Source organism: Kitasatospora sp. NPDC028961 (assembly GCF_055564815.1).
In genome coordinates this window covers 88,548-105,950 of sequence record NZ_JBVHVO010000015.1, presented here as the reverse complement: position 1 = coordinate 105,950, position 17,403 = coordinate 88,548, and the positions used below count along the sequence as shown (strand labels likewise).

The 17,403-nt window shown below is 74.1% G+C and carries 14 protein-coding genes and 1 tRNA gene; 12 read left to right on the top strand and 3 right to left on the bottom strand.

What is annotated here, in order from left to right; translation table 11 throughout:
• Positions 1–56: 56 nt before the first annotated feature.
• Positions 57–1,865, top strand: a complete 1,809-nt coding sequence (locus ACZ4UX_RS24335; protein WP_465708215.1) for an ABC-F family ATP-binding cassette domain-containing protein — start codon at positions 57–59, stop codon at positions 1,863–1,865.
• A gap of 88 nt (positions 1,866–1,953) precedes the next feature.
• On the opposite strand, the gene ACZ4UX_RS24330 is transcribed toward ACZ4UX_RS24335, so the two are convergent.
• Entirely contained in the window at positions 1,954–3,954 is a 2,001-nt protein-coding gene (locus ACZ4UX_RS24330) for an FUSC family protein (protein WP_465708214.1), read from the bottom strand.
• A gap of 401 nt (positions 3,955–4,355) precedes the next feature.
• Between ACZ4UX_RS24330 and ACZ4UX_RS24325 the strand changes: the two genes are divergently transcribed.
• From ACZ4UX_RS24325 to ACZ4UX_RS24310, 4 genes are all read left to right on the top strand, one after another.
• Positions 4,356–4,889, top strand: coding sequence for a hypothetical protein (locus ACZ4UX_RS24325; RefSeq protein ID WP_352290652.1), 534 nt, complete (start codon positions 4,356–4,358; stop codon positions 4,887–4,889).
• A gap of 43 nt (positions 4,890–4,932) precedes the next feature.
• Positions 4,933–6,576, top strand: coding sequence for a WXG100 family type VII secretion target (locus tag ACZ4UX_RS24320; RefSeq protein WP_465708213.1), 1,644 nt, complete (start codon positions 4,933–4,935; stop codon positions 6,574–6,576).
• A 142-nt stretch (positions 6,577–6,718) separates the two neighbouring features.
• Complete coding sequence (gene mycP / locus ACZ4UX_RS24315; protein WP_465708212.1) at positions 6,719–8,107, top strand: type VII secretion-associated serine protease mycosin; 1,389 nt, start codon at positions 6,719–6,721, stop codon at positions 8,105–8,107.
• Between the two features lie 162 nt (positions 8,108–8,269).
• The gene (locus ACZ4UX_RS24310) at positions 8,270–9,610 is read left to right on the top strand and encodes an MFS transporter (protein ID WP_465708211.1); all 1,341 of its coding nucleotides are present in this window, start codon (positions 8,270–8,272) and stop codon (positions 9,608–9,610) included.
• Positions 9,611–9,671: 61 nt separating this feature from the next.
• On the opposite strand, the gene ACZ4UX_RS24305 is transcribed toward ACZ4UX_RS24310, so the two are convergent.
• Positions 9,672–10,277: a flavodoxin family protein gene (locus ACZ4UX_RS24305; RefSeq protein WP_465708210.1), complete on the bottom strand. Its 606-nt coding sequence runs from the start codon at positions 10,275–10,277 to the stop codon at positions 9,672–9,674.
• A gap of 155 nt (positions 10,278–10,432) precedes the next feature.
• Here ACZ4UX_RS24305 and ACZ4UX_RS24300 point away from each other — a divergent pair, with 155 nt between their 5' ends.
• From ACZ4UX_RS24300 to galE, 4 genes are all read left to right on the top strand, one after another.
• Positions 10,433–10,843, top strand: a complete 411-nt coding sequence (locus ACZ4UX_RS24300; RefSeq protein WP_465708209.1) for a winged helix-turn-helix transcriptional regulator — start codon at positions 10,433–10,435, stop codon at positions 10,841–10,843.
• Positions 10,844–10,978: 135 nt separating this feature from the next.
• Positions 10,979–11,051 (top strand) — tRNA-Thr (locus ACZ4UX_RS24295).
• A gap of 170 nt (positions 11,052–11,221) precedes the next feature.
• On the top strand, positions 11,222–11,890 hold the full coding sequence (locus ACZ4UX_RS24290) for a LuxR C-terminal-related transcriptional regulator (RefSeq protein WP_329489308.1): 669 nt from the start codon (positions 11,222–11,224) through the stop codon (positions 11,888–11,890).
• Positions 11,891–12,008: 118 nt separating this feature from the next.
• Positions 12,009–12,971: a UDP-glucose 4-epimerase GalE gene (gene galE, locus ACZ4UX_RS24285; protein WP_329489309.1), complete on the top strand. Its 963-nt coding sequence runs from the start codon at positions 12,009–12,011 to the stop codon at positions 12,969–12,971.
• A gap of 139 nt (positions 12,972–13,110) precedes the next feature.
• On the opposite strand, the gene ACZ4UX_RS24280 is transcribed toward galE, so the two are convergent.
• Positions 13,111–13,770: a TetR/AcrR family transcriptional regulator gene (locus ACZ4UX_RS24280; protein ID WP_465708208.1), complete on the bottom strand. Its 660-nt coding sequence runs from the start codon at positions 13,768–13,770 to the stop codon at positions 13,111–13,113.
• A gap of 118 nt (positions 13,771–13,888) precedes the next feature.
• Here ACZ4UX_RS24280 and ACZ4UX_RS24275 point away from each other — a divergent pair, with 118 nt between their 5' ends.
• The 3 genes from ACZ4UX_RS24275 to ACZ4UX_RS24265 all read left to right on the top strand — a co-directional run bounded on the left by ACZ4UX_RS24275 (position 13,889) and on the right by ACZ4UX_RS24265 (position 17,385).
• On the top strand, positions 13,889–14,470 hold the full coding sequence (locus ACZ4UX_RS24275) for an NADPH-dependent FMN reductase (protein WP_329489311.1): 582 nt from the start codon (positions 13,889–13,891) through the stop codon (positions 14,468–14,470).
• A gap of 313 nt (positions 14,471–14,783) precedes the next feature.
• Positions 14,784–15,737 (top strand): LuxR C-terminal-related transcriptional regulator, encoded by a 954-nt coding sequence (locus ACZ4UX_RS24270; RefSeq protein WP_465708207.1) that lies wholly within the window; start codon positions 14,784–14,786, stop codon positions 15,735–15,737.
• Positions 15,738–15,798: 61 nt separating this feature from the next.
• On the top strand, positions 15,799–17,385 hold the full coding sequence (locus tag ACZ4UX_RS24265) for a polysaccharide biosynthesis protein (protein WP_465708206.1): 1,587 nt from the start codon (positions 15,799–15,801) through the stop codon (positions 17,383–17,385).
• Positions 17,386–17,403: the final 18 nt, after the last annotated feature.

Here is a 17,403-nt window from a genome sequence, read left to right as displayed (position 1 = left end):
GTGCGTACCGGGAGATCGGCGCGGCCCCGACCGCCGAATCCAGGAGCGCAGCACACGTGGCCGTCAACCTCGCCACCATCGAGTCCGTCACGAAGGTCTACGGCACCCGGGCCCTTCTGGACGGGGTCAGCCTCGGCGTCAGTGAAGGGGACCGGATCGGCGTCGTCGGCCGCAACGGGGACGGCAAGACCACCCTGATCCGGATGCTCGCCAAGCTGGAGGAGCCGGACGGCGGGCGGATCACCCACGCCGGCGGGGTGGAGATGGCCGTCCTCACCCAGCACGACTCGCTCGACCCGAAGGCCACCATCCGGCACGAGGTGATCGCCGGCCGGGCCGACCACGAGTGGCTCGGCGACGCGCGGATCCGCGACATCATCGAGGGCCTCTTCGGCGGCCTCGACCTGCCCGGCTTCGCCGAGGGCCTGGACACCGTGATCGGCCCGCTCTCCGGTGGCGAGCGCCGCCGGATCGCCCTCGCCAGGCTGCTGCTCGGCTCGCCGGACCTGATCGTCCTGGACGAGCCCACCAACCACCTCGACGTCGAGGGCATCGCCTGGCTCGCCAAGCACCTCCAGAACCGCCGTTCCGCGCTCGTCTGCGTCACCCACGACCGCTGGTTCCTGGACCAGGTCTGCACCCGGATGTGGGACGTCCAGCACGGTGCGGTGCACGAGTACGAGGGCGGCTACTCCGACTACGTCTTCGCCCGCGCCGAGCGCACCCGGATCGAGGCCACCGAGGAGCAGAAGCGCCAGAACCTCGCCCGCAAGGAGCTGGCCTGGCTGCGCCGCGGCGCCCCCGCCCGGACCTCCAAGCCGCGCTACCGGATCGAGGCCGCCAACGCCCTGATCGCCGACGTGCCGGACCCGCGGGACAAGAGCGAGCTGATGAAGTTCGCCAACGCCCGGCTCGGCCGCACCGTGTTCGAGCTGGAGGGCGTGACCGTCACGGCCGGCCCGAAGCTGCTCCTGGAGAACCTGACCTGGCAGCTCGGCCCCGGCGACCGGATCGGCCTGCTCGGCGTCAACGGCGCCGGCAAGACCTCGCTGCTGCGGGCGATGCGCGACGCGTACGCCTCGGAGGGCGACGTGCAGCCCGCCTCCGGTGTGATCAAGGTCGGCAAGACGGTCCGGCTGGCCTACCTCTCGCAGGAGGTCGCCGAGCTGGAGCCGGAGACCCGGGTGCTGCAGGCGGTCGAGCAGGTGCGCTCCCGGGTGGACCTCGGCAAGGGCCGGGAGATGAGCGCCGGTCAGCTCTGCGAGCAGTTCGGCTTCGGCAAGGACAAGCAGTGGACGCCGGTCGGCGACCTCTCCGGCGGCGAGCGGCGGCGGCTGCAGCTGCTCCGGCTGCTGATGGACGAGCCCAACGTGCTGTTCCTCGACGAGCCCACCAACGACCTCGACATCGAGACGCTGAACCAGCTGGAGGACCTGCTCGACGGCTGGCCCGGCTCGATGGTCGTGATCAGCCACGACCGGTTCTTCATCGAGCGCACCACGGACGTGGTGCACGCGCTGCTCGGTGACAAGAAGCTGCGGATGCTGCCCAACGGCGTCGACGAGTACCTGGAGCGGCGCGCCCGGATGGCGGCCGCCGCGGTGCCGGCGGCCGCGGCCGGCGTCGTGGCGGCGGCGTCGGCCGGCCCGTCCGCCGGGGACACGCGGGCGGCGAAGAAGGAGATGCAGAAGCTGGAGCGGCAGATCGCCAAGCTGGACCAGAAGGAGGCCAAGCTGCACGCCCAACTTGCCGAGCACGCCGCCGACTTCTCCAAGGTCGCGGAGCTGGACACCGAGCTGCGCGGTGTTCGGGAGGAGAAGGAGGAGCTGGAGATGAGCTGGATGGAGCTGGCCGAGCAGGTCTGAGGGCCGGTCGGGTCGGCCGGGCCGGCCTGGCCCGTCGGGCCGGCCCAGCCGGTCGGGGACGGGTGGCCGGTCGGCCTGGTCGGCCCGGTCAGCTTGGTCGGCCTCGGTCGCCGAGGAGCGTTTCGAGTTCGTCCGCCGCACGGCCCAGCGCGCTGCGCGCCGGGTCGTGCGGCCGGGTCGGACGGGCCGCCGGCCGGGTGGGCGGCCGGTGCGCGCGGGCGGCCGCGGTGAGGTCGTCCAGGGCCCGCCGGACCCGCTCCACCTCGCCCGGGTCGGGGACCCGGCCGCCGTACCGGATCTGTGCCGCGTACGCCGCCACGGCGCCGCTGAGGCGCTCCAGCGCGGCGGTCGCGGGCAGCCACCGTTCGGCGAGCCGGCCGGTGGGCGGCGGCTCGGTGAGACCCTGCTGCACCTCCCGGCGGGCGTCGGCGAGGGCGCGGTAGGCGGTGCGGCGGAGCCAGACCTCGGCGACCGGGGTGGCGGGGGCGTGCGCGGTGGCGAGGGCTCGGGTGGCGGCGGCCGGGATCGGCCGGGCCCCTCCGGTGACCGAGGCGAGGTAGGCGTGGAGCGCGGCCGTCGCGTCGACCAGACGGGGCTCGATCCGGTGACGCGGGCGTTCCGGCCAGAGCAGGTAGCCGAACAGCAGCACGATCGCACTCGCGAGCGCGGTGTCCAGGACCCGGGGCCAGAACTCGGCCGCGCCGCTCTGCCCGCCGAGCTGGAGCAGGATCAGCGCCATCGGGGTGATGGCGACGGTGTTCAGGCCGTAGTGCGCCGCCGTCGCGTACGGCAGCAGGGCCACGCAGAGCGCGGCGATCACGGTCAGCGCCCACGCGTCGGTGGTGAGCAGGAGCACCCCCGCCGTCACCGCCACCCCCAGTACGGTGCCGACCGAGCGGCTGACCGCGCGCAGGAACACCGAGCCGAGGTCCGGCTTGAGCACGAACGCGATCGTCATCGGCACCCAGTAGCTCTTGCTGAGCGGCAACGAGGCGGTGGCGGCCGAGCCGACCGCGATGCAGAGCGCCACCCGCAGGCCGTACCGGACCGAGTCCCGGGAGAGCAGCCGCACGCGCAGCCGCCACGGGTCCGGGGGCGGCGGTGGCGCCGTCCCCAGGGCGGCCTCGCGCCCGGCGACGGTCTCGGCGGCCGCCCGCAGGGCCGCGTCCAGCGCCTGCCGGGACGGTGTGTCGGGCTGCCAGTCGGGCACCGCCACCTCGCCGCCGCCGCGCTCCACGGCCCGGGCGAGGAGCCCGGGGACGGCGGCGGCCTCCGGCGGGACGGGCCGCCAGGCCCAGAGCAGTCCGCTCGCCGCCTCGGTGGCCGCCAGCGCCGCCTCATACATCCGGCGGAGCCGGACGGTGCGGGGGGCCTCGGGCACCCCGGGGCGAGGCGGCGGGAGGAGGTCCTGGAGCTGGTTCAGACGGGCCGTCAGGACCTGGCGCGACGCGGCGCCCCGCGGGGTGCCCAGGTCGGCCAGGGTGGCGCCGAGCGCGTCGTACGCGGCGGCGAGCGCCCGGGTGCGCGGGTCGGCGCGCGGGCGGCGGTGGCTGCGGCCCGGCAGGCCGAGCAGGACCACGAAGGCGGCCCCGGCGAGCATCATCGGCGCGGCCGCCCACCACGGCCGGGCGAGCGGCATTCCGCTCCCCAGCGCGGCGGAGACCAGCAGCAGCATCCCCGCCGCGGACCCGCGCGGCCCGGTGGCGCTCAGCGCCCCGGACACGAACGCCGTGGCGGTGAGCGCCGCACCGATGGCCAGGGCGGTCGACAGGAGCCCCTGGGGGTGGAACTCCTGCAGGGCGGTGCCGATCAGCATGCCGAGCGCGGAGGCGGACACCGCCGAGGCGATCCGCGGGGCGCGCAGCCGGGTGGGCTCGACGCGGTCGTTCATGGTGGCGTGCATCGCGCCGAGACCCGCGAAGACGCCGAGGTCCAGGTGGTGGGTGAGCAGCCCGAGCGCGAGCGGCACCGCCATGCCGACCGCCGCGCGCACCGTCGGCGCGAGCGGCAGCGGGGGCCGGGCCGGGCGGGCGGCCCGCGCCCACCACGGGGTGCTCCGCCGTACGGGACCGGACGACCGGGACGGCACGTGATCACATCCATTCCGCTGCGGGCCGCCTCGCACGCGGGTGGGCGGGGCGGAGGGTCGCTGCTGTGCGACATTGCGCGGCAGATGAGGTCGTACCCGGCCGAACCGGACCCGGCCAGTCTAGCGGTCGGCCGGGTGGGGCCGCCGGGGCCTGTACGTGTCAAGTTCGTACCGATCGCACGCCCCTGGGGCACCGGCCCTGCCGACCTGACGGAGCGGGTGGCTACGATGGCTCAGGCGACTGCTGTCCGGACGGCGGGCGGCACGCCGAGTACGACTGTAAGACCGAGAAGTTGACGGTGTGTTGCGGTGCGGCGGCCCACGGGCCGCCCCGCACGCGGGGGAGAGGTGGATTTGCGGTGGCTGACGCACCTGTAGGCGGAGAAGCCGGGACGAACGGCGTGACGGCGCCTCCGGACGACAAGCCGTTCACGCTCGGGACCCATGGCGGCGGCTGGTTCGGCGGCATGTTCGGCGTGGTCGACAACGTCGTCCGGGCCGTGGAGACGAACGTCAGCGCCTCGGCGCTGGTGTCCGCCTTCGGAAGCAAGAACGTCAAGATCGAGCTGGACACGCTGACCGCCTTCGCGAAGAAGATCGAGGCGCTGCTCCAGGCGATGGAGGGCTCGGAGGCCGCGCCCTACAAGCTCCAGGAACAGCGGCTGCACGCGGACAACTTCGGCAAGGGCTTCACGCAGTCCACCGACCTGACGGCCGCGTACGGGAAGACCCACGACGCCCTGGTCAAGCTGCACAAGGACTTCGTCTCCCAGATCGAGGCGATGAAGACGGCGGTCGCGCAGACGGCGGGCAACTACGCCGGCAACGAGGAGAACACCACGGCCGCCCAGCAGGCGGTCGCGAAGAACGCCGGTGTGGTCAACCCGGCGGCGGGGCCGAACGGGCCGGGCCCGACGAGTGCCCAAGGACTCTGACGGTGGTGCAGGTCGAGACTTTGAGTGACACGGGGAGTGAGTGATGGCAGGCGGAACGGACTTCGAGGGCAAGCAGCACGAAGAGCTCAAGGCGATGGTCGCGAGCACCGACCCGGCGAAGGTCCTGAGCCGGGGTACGCAGCTCACAGCAGCCGGAAAGGTGCTGAAGGAGCTCAGCGCAGCTCTCAAGGCTCACGTCGACCAGATTCAGTGGGAAGGACCGGCAGCCGAGAGTTTCAAGACCTGGGCCGGGAACTTCCACAAGTCTGCGGCGCTGCTCGGTGACTACTCCACCGGCGCCGGTGACGCGATGCACCAGGCGGGAGAGGCGCTCAGCACCGCCAAGACCGCGGTGCCCGACGTCCCCAAGACCGAGGTCGAGACGGTCAACAAGCACAACCGCCAGCCGTGCCCCACCATCACTCCGGTGCTGGAGATCAAGTACGGCGGTGTGGGCAGTTCCGCCGACCAGATCATGAAGAAGGTCGACTCCAACTGGGTCACCGCGACCGAGGCCGCGGCGGCGAAGAAGAAGGTCGACCAGGAGCACCAGGAAGCCATCAACCAGATGGTGAAGCTGGCGCAGGCCTACGAGGCGGCGACCACGAAGCTGAACTCGCTCGAAATGCCGAGTCTGCCCGGCGTGCCGGGCGGTGACGGGGTGCACGGGAGCGAGGACGTCCCGGTCGGTGGCGGTGGCGGCGGAACGGGCTCCAGCCACTACGCCCCCAACCCCAACACGGGTGGCGGCGGCGGTGGCGGGAGCTACAGCCCGCCGCCCGGTGGTGGCGGCGGCGGCTCGGTGACCCCCCGTCCGCCCGCGCCGGTCCCGACCGGGCCCGGGCACATCGACCCGGTCCCGCCGCGCCCCGGCCCGACGCCGGTGCCGCTGCCGGGTGACCCGGGCATCCCGGGGCCGACGCCCGACCCGTCGTCTCCGGTGATCCACCGACCGGGGACCGGCATCGACAGCGTGCCCACCCTGCCGACCTCTCCCACCGGTCCGGTGGCGCCGACCGGGCCCGGCGGTTTCCCGCCGAACGGCCCGGGAGGTACGCACGGGCTTCCGGTCGGCCCCGGCGGTCAGCCCGGCGGGCCCCTGCCGTTCAACCCCTTCGGCCCCGGTGGCGGTTCGCTCCCCCCGAAGGGGAGCAGTCCGACCATTCCGACCTCGGGCCGGACGAACCCGTTCGGTGGCGGTGGCGGATCGGTCCCCCCGAAGGGAACCCCGTCCGGGCTGCCCGGCGGCGGACAGCCCTTCGGATCGCGTGAGGCCCAGGGCGGCAGCGGTCGGTCCGCGGCCGGCAACGGCATGGGCGGTTCGGGCGGCGGCATGCACCCGGGCATGGGCGGCGGTCACGGTGGCGGAGCCTCCGGTGGCAGCTCGCGCGGTCGGGGCCTGACCTCGACCACTGGTGGCACGGTCGGCGGGACCAAGGGTCCGGCCGCGGGGGGTGCGTTCACTCCCGGTGGCACGGGCCTGCGGAGCCGGGCGGGTGCCACGGGCGGTGCGGGCGGGGAGAACGGGCCGCGCTCGGGTCAGAACGGCATGGCGGGCGGTCCCGGCATGTCGGGTCACGCGGGCAAGAGCGAGCGCGACCGTCGCAAGCGTGCGGACTACCTGCACGAGGACGAGGAGACCTGGACGAGCGGTACGCCGCAGAGCAATCCGGGCGTGATTGAGTAGGACTGTGACGACTGCCCGGCCACTGGGCTCCCCCGGTGGCCGGGCAGACCTGTCCGGGGCGGCTCCCGGGCGACGGGGAGATCAACGAGGAGTGGTGATGCGGCGGACGGACGTACGGGGACGCGGGCGCGGGTTCGCCGCTGTGTTGCTGGCTGCGGGTGTGATCGCGGGGCCGGCCGCGCTGCCTGCCGCCGCGGTGGATTCGATCCGCGCGCAGCAGTGGCATCTGGACGCCATGAAGGCGCCGGACATGTGGAAGACCACCAAGGGCGAGGGCGTCACCGTTGCCGTGATCGACGGCGGGTTCAAGCTGGACCACCCGGACCTGGTCGGGCAGTTGCTGCCGGGGAAGGACTTCAGCGGCCTGCCCGGCGGGATCGGGGATTTCAAGGACGGCCACGGCACCGGGATCGCCAGTCTCATCGCAGGGACCGGCAAGGGGATGGGCGGCCAGGGTGCCTACGGGCTGGCCCCGGGGGCCAAGGTCCTGCCGCTGAAGATCAAGAACGACTCCAACGCGGGAAGTGTCAGTACCTCCGACTTTCTCGACCGGATCGGCCAGGCCATCACCTACGCGGCGGACCAGGGGGCCAAGGTCATCAACATCTCCCAGGCCGGCCCCGCTCTTCAGGCTTCCTCCGAATCCGTTGCCTCCGTGAACAGCGCGATCGCCCATGCCGTTGCCAAGGGCTCACTGGTGGTGGCGGGCGTGGGCAACTCCGCGCAGGCGGGCAACCCGGTCGAGTACCCGGCCGCACTGCCCAGCGTGGTCGGCGTGGGAGCGATCGATCAGAACATCACGACCACGGCGGAATCGGAGCAGGGGCCGCAGGTCGACCTGGTCGCCCCCGGTATCGACATGTACGACGCCTGCACCGGAGCCTCGGGGTACTGCAAGACTCACGGGACCTCCGATGCCACGGCCATCGTCTCCGCCTCGGCGGCGCTGCTCTGGTCCGTCCACCCCGACTGGAGCGCCAATCAGGTGCTCCGTGTGCTCATCAACACGGCGGGCAAGCCCGCGGACGGTTCCAACCGCAATGACGGCATCGGCTACGGCGCGGTCCGGCCCCGGATCGCGCTGACCACGCCGGGGGACCCGGGGCCGGCGGACGTGTCCCCGATCCCCGAGAAGGCCGTCGAGGCCCCCCCGGCGTCGCCGTCGGCCGTCCCGTCGCCCTCGGCGAGCGCGTCCACCGGTGCTTCGGCGGCGGCGAGCGCGCCGCAGACCGCGAACAGCGCCCCCGTGGCTGCGCCGCCGGCCGCGCAGCCGCCCGCCGCCGAGGCGTCCGACTCCGGCAGTGCGCTGCCGATCGTCGTCGCCGTGGTGGTCGGGCTGGTGCTCGTGGCGGGCGTGGTGTTCCTGGTGCTGCGCCGGCGCGGGGCGGCCACCGCCGCGCCGGCCGTCGAGGCGCCGCCCGCTCCGGTGGGGTACCCGCAGGCTCCGCCGCAGGCCGGGCCCGGGGTGCCGCCGGGGCCGCCGTCGTACGGGCCGCCGGCTCCGCCGAGCGACAATCCGTACGCCCGCTAGGCGAGACGGTCCGACTGCCCGGCCGCTGGGGTGAGCCCCGGTGGCCGGGCAGTCGTCGTCGGTGGTGACCGTGGTGCGGGGCGGGCGTGAGGTGCCGGTTGTGCGCCGTCGTCACCCGGGTGGGCGCTGTCGCGGGGGTGCGGGGGTCGCCAGGGTGGCGGTATGGATACGCAGGAAGCCCGCCGGTCGGCGCAGTTGCGCAGGGCCGCGGCGGCGGCGCTGATCGGTACGGCGATCGAGTTCTACGACTTCTTCATCTACGGGACGGCGGCCGCGCTGGTCTTCGGCGGGGTGTTCTTCCCGGGCCTGGGCACGGTGGGAGCGCTGCTGGCGGCGTTCTCGGTGTACGCGGTGGCGTTCCTGGCCCGGCCGCTGGGCGCGGTGGTGTTCGGGCACTTCGGGGACCGGCTGGGGCGGCGGGCCACCCTGGTGGTGTCGCTGCTGCTGATGGGCCTGTCGACGGCGCTGGTCGGCGTGCTGCCGGGGTACGGGGCGTGGGGGTGGTGGGCGCCGGCCGCGCTGGTGCTGCTGCGGGTCTGCCAGGGCGTCGGGCTCGGCGGGGAGTGGGGCGGGGCCGCGTTGCTGATCGCGGAGAACGCGCCGGCCGGGCGGCGCGGGCGGTACGGGGCGTTCCTGCAACTGGGGCCGACCATCGGCTTCGCGCTCGCCAACGGCATCTTCCTGGTGCTCCAACTGGCGCTGAGCGAGCGGTCGTTCCACGGCTGGGGCTGGCGGGTGCCGTTCCTGGCGTCGCTGGCGCTGGTGGCGATGGGGCTGTTCGTGCGGCTGCGGATCGAGGAGACGCCGCTGTTCCGGGCCGGTGAGGTGCGGACGCGGCCGCCGGTGCTGGAGGTCCTGCGCGGGCACTGGCGGACGGTGTTGATCGGCTGCGGGGTGATCACCGTCGGGTACGCGCTGTTCTACCTGACCACCACGTACGCCCTGGCGTACGCGACGACCGGGCTCGGGGTGCCCAGCACGGTGGTGCTGTCGATGCTGCTGACGGGCGTCGCGGGTCAGGCCGTGTCGGTCTGGGTGAGTGCCCGGCGCAGTGACCGGTGGGGGCGCCGGCGGATGCTGCAGGGGGCGACGGGGCTCGCGGTGTTCTGGTCGCTGCTGCTGTTCCCGCTGCTGGAGACGGTGAGCCGGCCGCTGATGTTCCTGGCCCTGGCCGGGTCGATGGTGGTGCTGGGGTGCCTGCTCGGGCCGCTGGCGGCGTACCTGCCGGAGCTGTTCCCGACCCGGGTGCGGTACACCGGCGCCGCGCTGACGTACAACCTGGGCGGGGTGGTGGGCGGTGCGACGACGCCGCTGATCGCGACCAGGCTGACCGACGCCTACGGGACGGCGGAGCCGGTCGGTTGGTACCTGGCGGCGCTGGGGCTGGTGTCGCTCTGCTGCCTGCGGCTGCTGCCGGAGACCAGCGGGACGGACCTCGCGCTGGCCGGGGCCGACGGCGGACGCCGCCGGGCGCCCGTCCTGGGGGCGGACCCGGCGGCGTAGCGCGCGGTGGTGGTGCCGCGCCTGGTGCCCGGCGGGCGGCTCGGCACCCCGGGGGGCACTGTCAGGCGGCGACGGGGGTCAGGGCGGCTCGGCCGGCCAGCAGGATCGCGGTGTGCTTGGCGACGCGGTCACCGAGGTGCTCGGCGGTGGCGATGTCGGCCAGGTGGACGGCGTCGGTGCCGCCGTCGGACGGGGTGGAGGCGGCGGCGCCGGCGAAGAAGCCGAGGCGGTTGAGGTCGTGCTCGGTGCCGGTCGAGGAGTTCCAGCCGGGCTTGAGGCCCAGGTTGACCCAGTTCATGCCGTGCTGGGCGGCGAGGGTCTGGAAGAAGCCGAGGGTGCCGGACTTGTCGCCGCTCTTGGAGGCGGAGTTGGTGAAGCCGGCGGCGACCTTGTCCAGCCAGGCGTCGCCGAACCAGCGCTTGCTGCTGGCCTCGGCGAAGACGTGGAAGGCGCCGGAGGCGGTGCCCATGTAGGTGGGCGAGCCGAAGACGATCGCGTCCGCGGCGTCCAGCCGGGCCCACTGCTCCTCGGTGATGGTGTCGACGGCGACGGTGACGACCTCGGCTCCGCTCGCGGCGGCGCCGCGGGCCACGGCCTCGGCGATGACGGCGGTGTGGCCGTAGCCGGAGTGGTAGGCGATGGCGACGGTGGGGCGGACGGCGGTCATGGCTGGGTGCTCCTCGGTGGGACGCGCGAAAGGGAACGGCAGGGGAGGCCGGGGACGGCGGCTGGGCGCCGCCCCGTCCAATGGTCTCCAATGTAGACCAGGTCTCCAGAAGTTACCAAGAATGGATTGGAGACCGAAGGGCTACCCTGGAGGGCATGACGACGCAGGAGCGGTCCCCGGCCGGGCCGGAGCAGGCCCAGGACCTCGATGTCTTCGCCCAGCTCTGTCCGAGCCGCGCCATGCTCGCGGACCTGGCGGACAAGTGGACGATGCTGATCCTGATGAGCCTCGGCGAGTTCGGTCCGCAGCGGTTCTCCGAGCTGCAGCGCGCGGTGGACGGGGTCAGCCGCAAGATGCTCACCCAGTCGTTGCGCACCCTGGAGCGCAATGGTCTGGTGCGGCGCACGGTGTACCCCGAGACGCCGCCGCGGGTGGTCTACGACCTGCTGCCGCTCGGCCGGGAGCTGTCCGCGCTGCTGGCGCCGGTCGGTCGCTGGACGGAGGAGCGGACCGCGGAGATGCTCGCCGCGCGCGAGGTGTTCGACGGGGCTCACACCGACGCCTGACCGGCTGTACGACGCCGTCGCGGCGCCCTCGGGCGGGGGGTCGGCGAGGGGGTCGGATGTCCTCGATCGGGTGGTCGGAGCCGATTTCCCTTCCGGGCCGTCGGCCGTGTAATGTCTTCCTTGTTCGACCGGTTCGCCCCTATAGCTCAGTCGGTAGAGCGTCTCCATGGTAAGGAGAAGGTCTGCGGTTCGATTCCGCATGGGGGCTCAAAGTGAAAGACCCTCGCCCAACGGCGAGGGTCTTTTTCGTGTCCGCCCGCCGTCGCCGGGCCGGAGGCGGGCTAGCGGGCCGGGTGCCGAATGCGCTGTGATGGTGCGTCATCGGCCGCCCGCCCCACCGGGTGCGGGCGCGGGCCGGACCCCGACGGGGAGGGTGTCATGGGCGTTCGACTCGTGGTGGTCGACGACCACCGGCTGCTGGCCGAGGCGCTGGCCACCGCGCTCCAGCTGCGCGGTCACCGGGTGCTCGCGGTCGGCTCGCCGGCCGGGTCCGCCGCCGACCTGGTGGCCGGGCGCCGGCCCGAGGTGTGCCTGCTCGGGGTGGCCGGTCCGGCCGATCCCGGGGCCTTCGACGGGCTGCGCCGGATCCGCCGGGAGCGGCCCGAGGTGGCCGTCATCGTGCTCGGTCCGGTCGGTGAACTGCGGGGCGTGGCCGGTGCGTTCGCGGCGGGCGCGGCGGGCTACGTGCCCAGCGACGAGCGGATCGAAGTGGTCGAGCGGGCCATCGGGCGGGCCCGGGCCGGGGAGGCGGCGGTCGCGGTGGACGTGCTCCGGGGCGCCTTCGACCAGTTGCTGCGCCCGGCCGCGGAGCCGGACGACGAAGCGCTCCGCCTGCTGCGGCTGCTGACCCGCCGTGAGGTGCAGGTGCTGGCCCGGATCGCGGACGGCGAGGACACCGCGGCGATCGCCGCCGGGATGCGGATCGCGGCGAGCACCGCCCGGACGCACGTCCAGCGGGTGCTGATGAAGCTCGGCGCGCGGACCCGGCTGGAGGCGGCGGCGGTGGCCGCCCGGACGGGACTGCTGGAGCGGATGGCGCGGGACTGAGCGGGCGGTCCGGCCGGCGGTCCGGAGCACTCCCGCGGCCAGGGACAATAGGCCCCAGTCGTACGTACGTCACCGATGGCCGCCCACCGGCGGACCATCGCCCGCTGGAGGTCTCATCATGAGTAAGTACCTGGTCACGGGTGGCGCCGGCTATGTCGGCAGCGTGGTCGCCGCCCACCTGCTGGAGGCGGGACACCAGGTGACCGTCCTGGACGACCTCTCCACCGGCTTCCGCGAGGGTGTGCCGGCCGGCGCCGAGTTCGTGCGGGGGCGGATCCAGGAGGCGGGCGAGGTCCTCGACGCCTCCTTCGACGGGGTGCTGCACTTCGCGGCCTCCTCGCAGGTCGGCGAGTCGGTCGCGGACCCGGAGAAGTACTGGCGCAACAACGTGGCCGGCTCGCTGGAGCTGATCAGCGCGATGCGCGCGGCGGGCGTGCGCAAGCTGGTGTTCTCCTCCACCGCCGCCACCTACGGTGAGCCGGAGTCGGTGCCGATCGCCGAGACCGCCCGCACCGCGCCCACCAACACCTACGGCGCCACCAAGCTGGCCGTCGACCACCTGATCACCAGCGAGGCCGTCGCGCACGGCCTGGCCGCGGTCTCGCTGCGCTACTTCAACGTGGCCGGCGCGTACGGCGCCTACGGCGAGCGGCACGACCCCGAGTCGCACCTGATCCCGCTGGTCTTCCAGGCCGCGCTCGGGCAGCGCCCCCACATCGCGGTCTACGGCGACGACTACCCGACCGAGGACGGCACCTGCGTCCGCGACTACATCCACGTCGCGGACCTCGCCGACGCCCACCTGCTGGCGCTGGACGCCGCCGAAGCGGGCGAGCACCTGATCTGCAACCTCGGCAACGGCAGCGGCTTCTCGGTCCGCGAGGTCATCGAGTCGGTCAAGCGCGTCACCGGCCGCGAGATCCCGGTGGTCACCGCCGAGCGCCGGGCCGGCGACCCCGCCGTCCTGGTGGCCTCCGCCGAGCGCGCCCACCAGAGGCTCGGCTGGACCCCCAAGCGCCCCAACCTCGACGACATCGTCGCCGACGCCTGGAAGTTCACCCTGGAGAAGAACGGCCTGTAGGCCTCGGCCCGCCCTCGTCGGCCCGCGGTCGTCGGCCCGTGCCGTGAACGAAGCGCCGCTCCCCACCCCAGGGGCGGCGCTTCGCCGTTCCCGTCGCTCGCCGGTGCGCCGGTGGTCAGTGCGCCGGTCTGTCGGTGATTCAGTGCGCCGGGCGCGCGGCATAGGCGCGCAGGAAGGCCCGCACGCCGGTGGTGACGAGCTCCTCGGTTACCGCCGGGGCGAGCGGGAACGCCCCCCAGTAGGAACGCTGGGTGATCTCGCTGCCGACGAGCAGGACGAAGTGCTGGGCGGCGCGCTCCGGATCGGGGGCGTCCAGCAGCCCGTGGTCGGCCAACCCGCCGAACCGGCAGCCGAGTTCGACCACGGCCCGACGCGGCCCGGCGGCCTGCCAGGCCTCCAGCAGGTCCTTCGGGAGGTGTGCCGCCTCGGCGTTGATCTGCCGGACCAGCGCGAAGTGGTCGGAGAACGCCGTCAGCGATCCCACCCAGGCCAGGCCCAGCGCGACGAGGTCCGACTCCAGGTCGGTGACCTTGGCCAGGTGGCGGTCGATGACCTCCAGCTGGGCGTTCCCGACCTGTCCGGTGCTCTCCTGGACGACGGTCCGGAAGAGCAGCTCCTTGCCGGTGAAGTGGTTGTAGATGGTGCGGGTGGACACCCCCGCCTCGGCCGCGATGGCGTCGATGCCGGCGCGGGAGTAGCCGTCCCGGCCGAAGACCGTCCGGGCGGCCCGGGTGATGGCCTGTCGCTTCTCGGCCAGTCCTCGGCGGGGCGCGGTCGGGGTGTCGTTCTCACCGGTCATCGAGGGGCTCCCGAGAAGTTTGCCATAAGCGTTGTACCTATTGCCATGAACGTTGTACTTTACCTGACGGGCCGTCCGATCGGGCGGTGACCGCAGAGACCAACTCCCGGAGACCGTCATGTCCGAGACCCCGTACCGCGTCGCCGTCATCGTCGGCAGCAACCGCCCGGGCCGCGTCGCGCCCACCGTCGCCGAGTGGTTCGTGCGCACCGCCGGGCAGCGGGCCGATCTCGATCTCGATGTCATCGACCTGGCCGACCATCCGCTGCCGCACCTGGGCGAGGAGCCCACGGCCGAGCAGGCCGAGTGCCTCGCCGCGCTCTCGCCCCGGCTGGCCGCCGCCGACGCGTTCGTGGTGGTCACGCCCGAGTACAACCACAGCTTCCCCGCCGTGCTGAAGAACGCCATCGACTGGCACCGCGCCGAGTGGCAGGCCAAGCCGGTCGGCTTCGTCTCGTACGGGGGCCTCGGCGGCGGGCTGCGCGCGGTCGAGCAGCTCCGGCTGATCTTCGCCGAGCTGCACACCGTCACCGTCCGGGACTCCGTCAGCTTCCACAGCGTCTGGGGCGCCTTCGGGGAGGACGGCGAGCCCGTCGACCCGACCGTCCCGACCGGCGCCGCCAAGGGCATGCTCGACCAGCTCACCTGGTGGGCCCACGCGCTGCGGGACGCCCGCGCCGTCCGCCCCTACGGCGCCTGACCGGCCGCCGGTCGCTGGGACACCCGGGCCGTTCCCTCCACGGCGTCGCCCGGGCCGCCACCACCCCGGTCGCCGCCGCCCGCCGGGAGGCGCCGCCGTCGCCGAATCACGCCAAGTCCGCACCTCCTGACGAAACTTCACCAAACCCCCACCGGGCCGCCCCCCACCCCGTACGCTGATTCCGGTACCGGTGGGGGTCGGTGCTTTGGTCCTCCCGGGAGCCGGGGGGTGGGCGGCGGAGCAGGACCCGGGCCACGGCGGTGGTTCGCGCCGGCGCCCCGGGCGCAGCTCGGCCGAACAGGGGGGAGTGACGATGGGGCGGATCCGCGTCCTGGTGGTCGACGACCACCGGATCTTCGCCGAGGCGCTGGCTGCGGCGCTCGCCGCCGAGCCCGATGTGGAGGTCGGCGCGGCCGGCAGCGCGGCCGCCGCCGAGCGCGCCCTGGAGCGTGCCGCCACCGAGGGCCGGGCCTTCGACGTCGTCCTGATCGATGCCGACCTCGGTGCCGACGCCGACGGAGCGCGCACACCGCGCCAGCCCGGTGCCGACCCGCCCGAGGCCCTGCGACGGCGCCCGCCGGTGACGCTGCCCGCGCCCCGCCGCCCGGCCGCCGCACCCGGGCCGCCCGCCGGCCCCGGTGTCCCGGCCCGCGGCGCCCCTGCCGCGGCCTGCCCGACCGCCCCGTACCCGCCCGGGCCGTATCCGCCCGACCGGTACCACGCCGCCCCGGCGCCCGACGGGATCACCCTGCTCGCCCGGGTCCGCCGCCACCATCCCGCGCTGCGGGCGATCGTCCTGGCCGCCGCCGACGACCCGCTGCGCGCCGCCCGCGCCCTGCACGCCGGCGCCACCGGGTGGGTGGCCAAGGAGAGTTCGCTCGCCCGCCTGCTGGCCGTGGTCCGGGGCGTGCTGCGCGACGAGACGCACCTGCCGCCCGCCCTGCTGACCGGTGTCATCCGGGAGCTCACCACCGCCCGGCGGGACCGCACCGAGAGCGAGCGCCTGGTCGACACGCTCACCCCCCGGGAGAAGCAGATCCTGCGCTGCATGGTGGCCGGCCTGGGCCGGCAGGCCGTCGCCGAACGGCTCTACCTCTCCCCGCACACCGTGCGCACCCACATGCAGAACGTCCTCGGCAAGCTCGGGGTGCACTCCACCCTGGCCGCCGTCGCGGTCGCCCGGCGGGCGGGCGTCAGCCCTTCCGAGCCGGCCGCGCCCACTGCCCCGCCGTCCGTCGCCTCGACCACAGCTCCCGGCGCCGGCTGATCCGCCCGTCACACCCAGGTACCGGCTCAGGTCCGTCAGGTCAGGGAAATCCGGAGGACAGATGTCGCCGCACAGCACTTCCGCACGCCCGCACGCAGCCCGGTCCGGCCCGAGCGGGGGCGGGGAGGCCCCTTCGCCGGCCGCGGCCACCGCGGCCGCGACACCGTCGACGGGCCTGCGCACGCTGATCGTCGGAGCCGGTGCGGCCGGGACGGCGCTGGTCCGCGACCTCGGCCGGACACCGGAGTTCGGCCTCGACCCGATCGGCCTGCTCGACGACGACCCGGCCAAGGCGGGCCGGGTCGTGGGCGGCGTCCCCGTCCTCGGGATCCTCGCCGAGCTCACCGAGCTCGCGGTCCGCCACCGCGTCCAGGTGGTCGCGCTCGCCATCCCCGGCCTGGCTCCGCAGCGGGTCCGGGCGCTGGCGACCGCCGCCGCCGCGGCCGGCGCCGCCGTCCGCTACCTGCCGTCCTTCCTGGCCGCGCTGCGCCGCGAGGTGGTCGGGTCGGACATGCGCAGCCTGGACGTCAACCGGCTGATCGGGCGGCACGAGGTGCATGTGGTCTCCGCCGACGTGCGGGACGTGATCGAGGGCCGCCGGGTGCTGGTGACCGGGGCCGGCGGCTCGATCGGCAGCGAACTCTGCCGCCAGGTCCACGCGTTCAACCCGAGCGCGCTCTACATGCTGGACCACGACGAGTCCAACCTGCACCGGCTCCAGCTGGAGATCTGGGGTGAGGCGCTGCTGACCGACGAGTCCCTGGTGATCGCGGACATCCGGGACCGGCCGCGGATCCAGCAGATCTTCCGCGACCTGAAGCCCGAGGTGGTCTTCCACGCCGCCGCGCACAAGCACCTTCCGCTGCTGGAGCGTCACCCCAGCGAGGCGGTCAAGTCCAACGTGCTGGGCACCGACCACCTGGTGGAGGCGGCGCTGGCCACCGGTGTCGAGCGGTTCGTGCTGATCTCCACCGACAAGGCGGCCGATCCGACCTCGGTGCTCGGCGCCAGCAAGCGGCTGGCCGAGCTGATCGTGCAGGCGAACGCCCGGGACGCGCGCAACCTGGGCACCGGGGTGTTCTCGGCGGTCCGGTTCGGCAACGTGCTGGGCTCGCGCGGTTCGCTGCTGTCGGTGCTGGCCGAGCAGCTGCGCAGCGGCGTCCCGGTGACCATCACCCACCCCGATGTGACGCGGTTCTTCATGACCATCGAGGAGGCCGTCGGTCTGGTGCTGGAGTCCGGCCGGATGGCCCGCGGGGGTGAGGTGTTCGTGCTCGACATGGGCGATCCGGTGCGGATCGTCGACCTGGTCCACAACTTCGCCGAGCAGGTGCAACTGGGCCGGGACGAGGTGGAGATCCGCTTCACCGGGCTGCGGGCGGGCGAGAAGCTGAACGAGGCGCTGTTCTCGGAGGGCGAGGAGCGGCTGCCCACCGCGCACGCCCGGATCTACGCGACCGTGGCCGAGTGCGGCGGGGGCCCCGAGGACCTCGCGGGCGGTCTGACCGGTCTGTATGCGGCGGCGGTCGGCAACAGCGACGGGGAGGTGCGCCGGCGGCTGGCCGAGCTGCTGCCCGGCTACCGCACCGCGGAGGCCGAGCCGGCCCCGGTGCCCGCGCTCAGCTCCCCGTACCCGGACGGCTTCTGACGGCGGACCGGGCGGCGG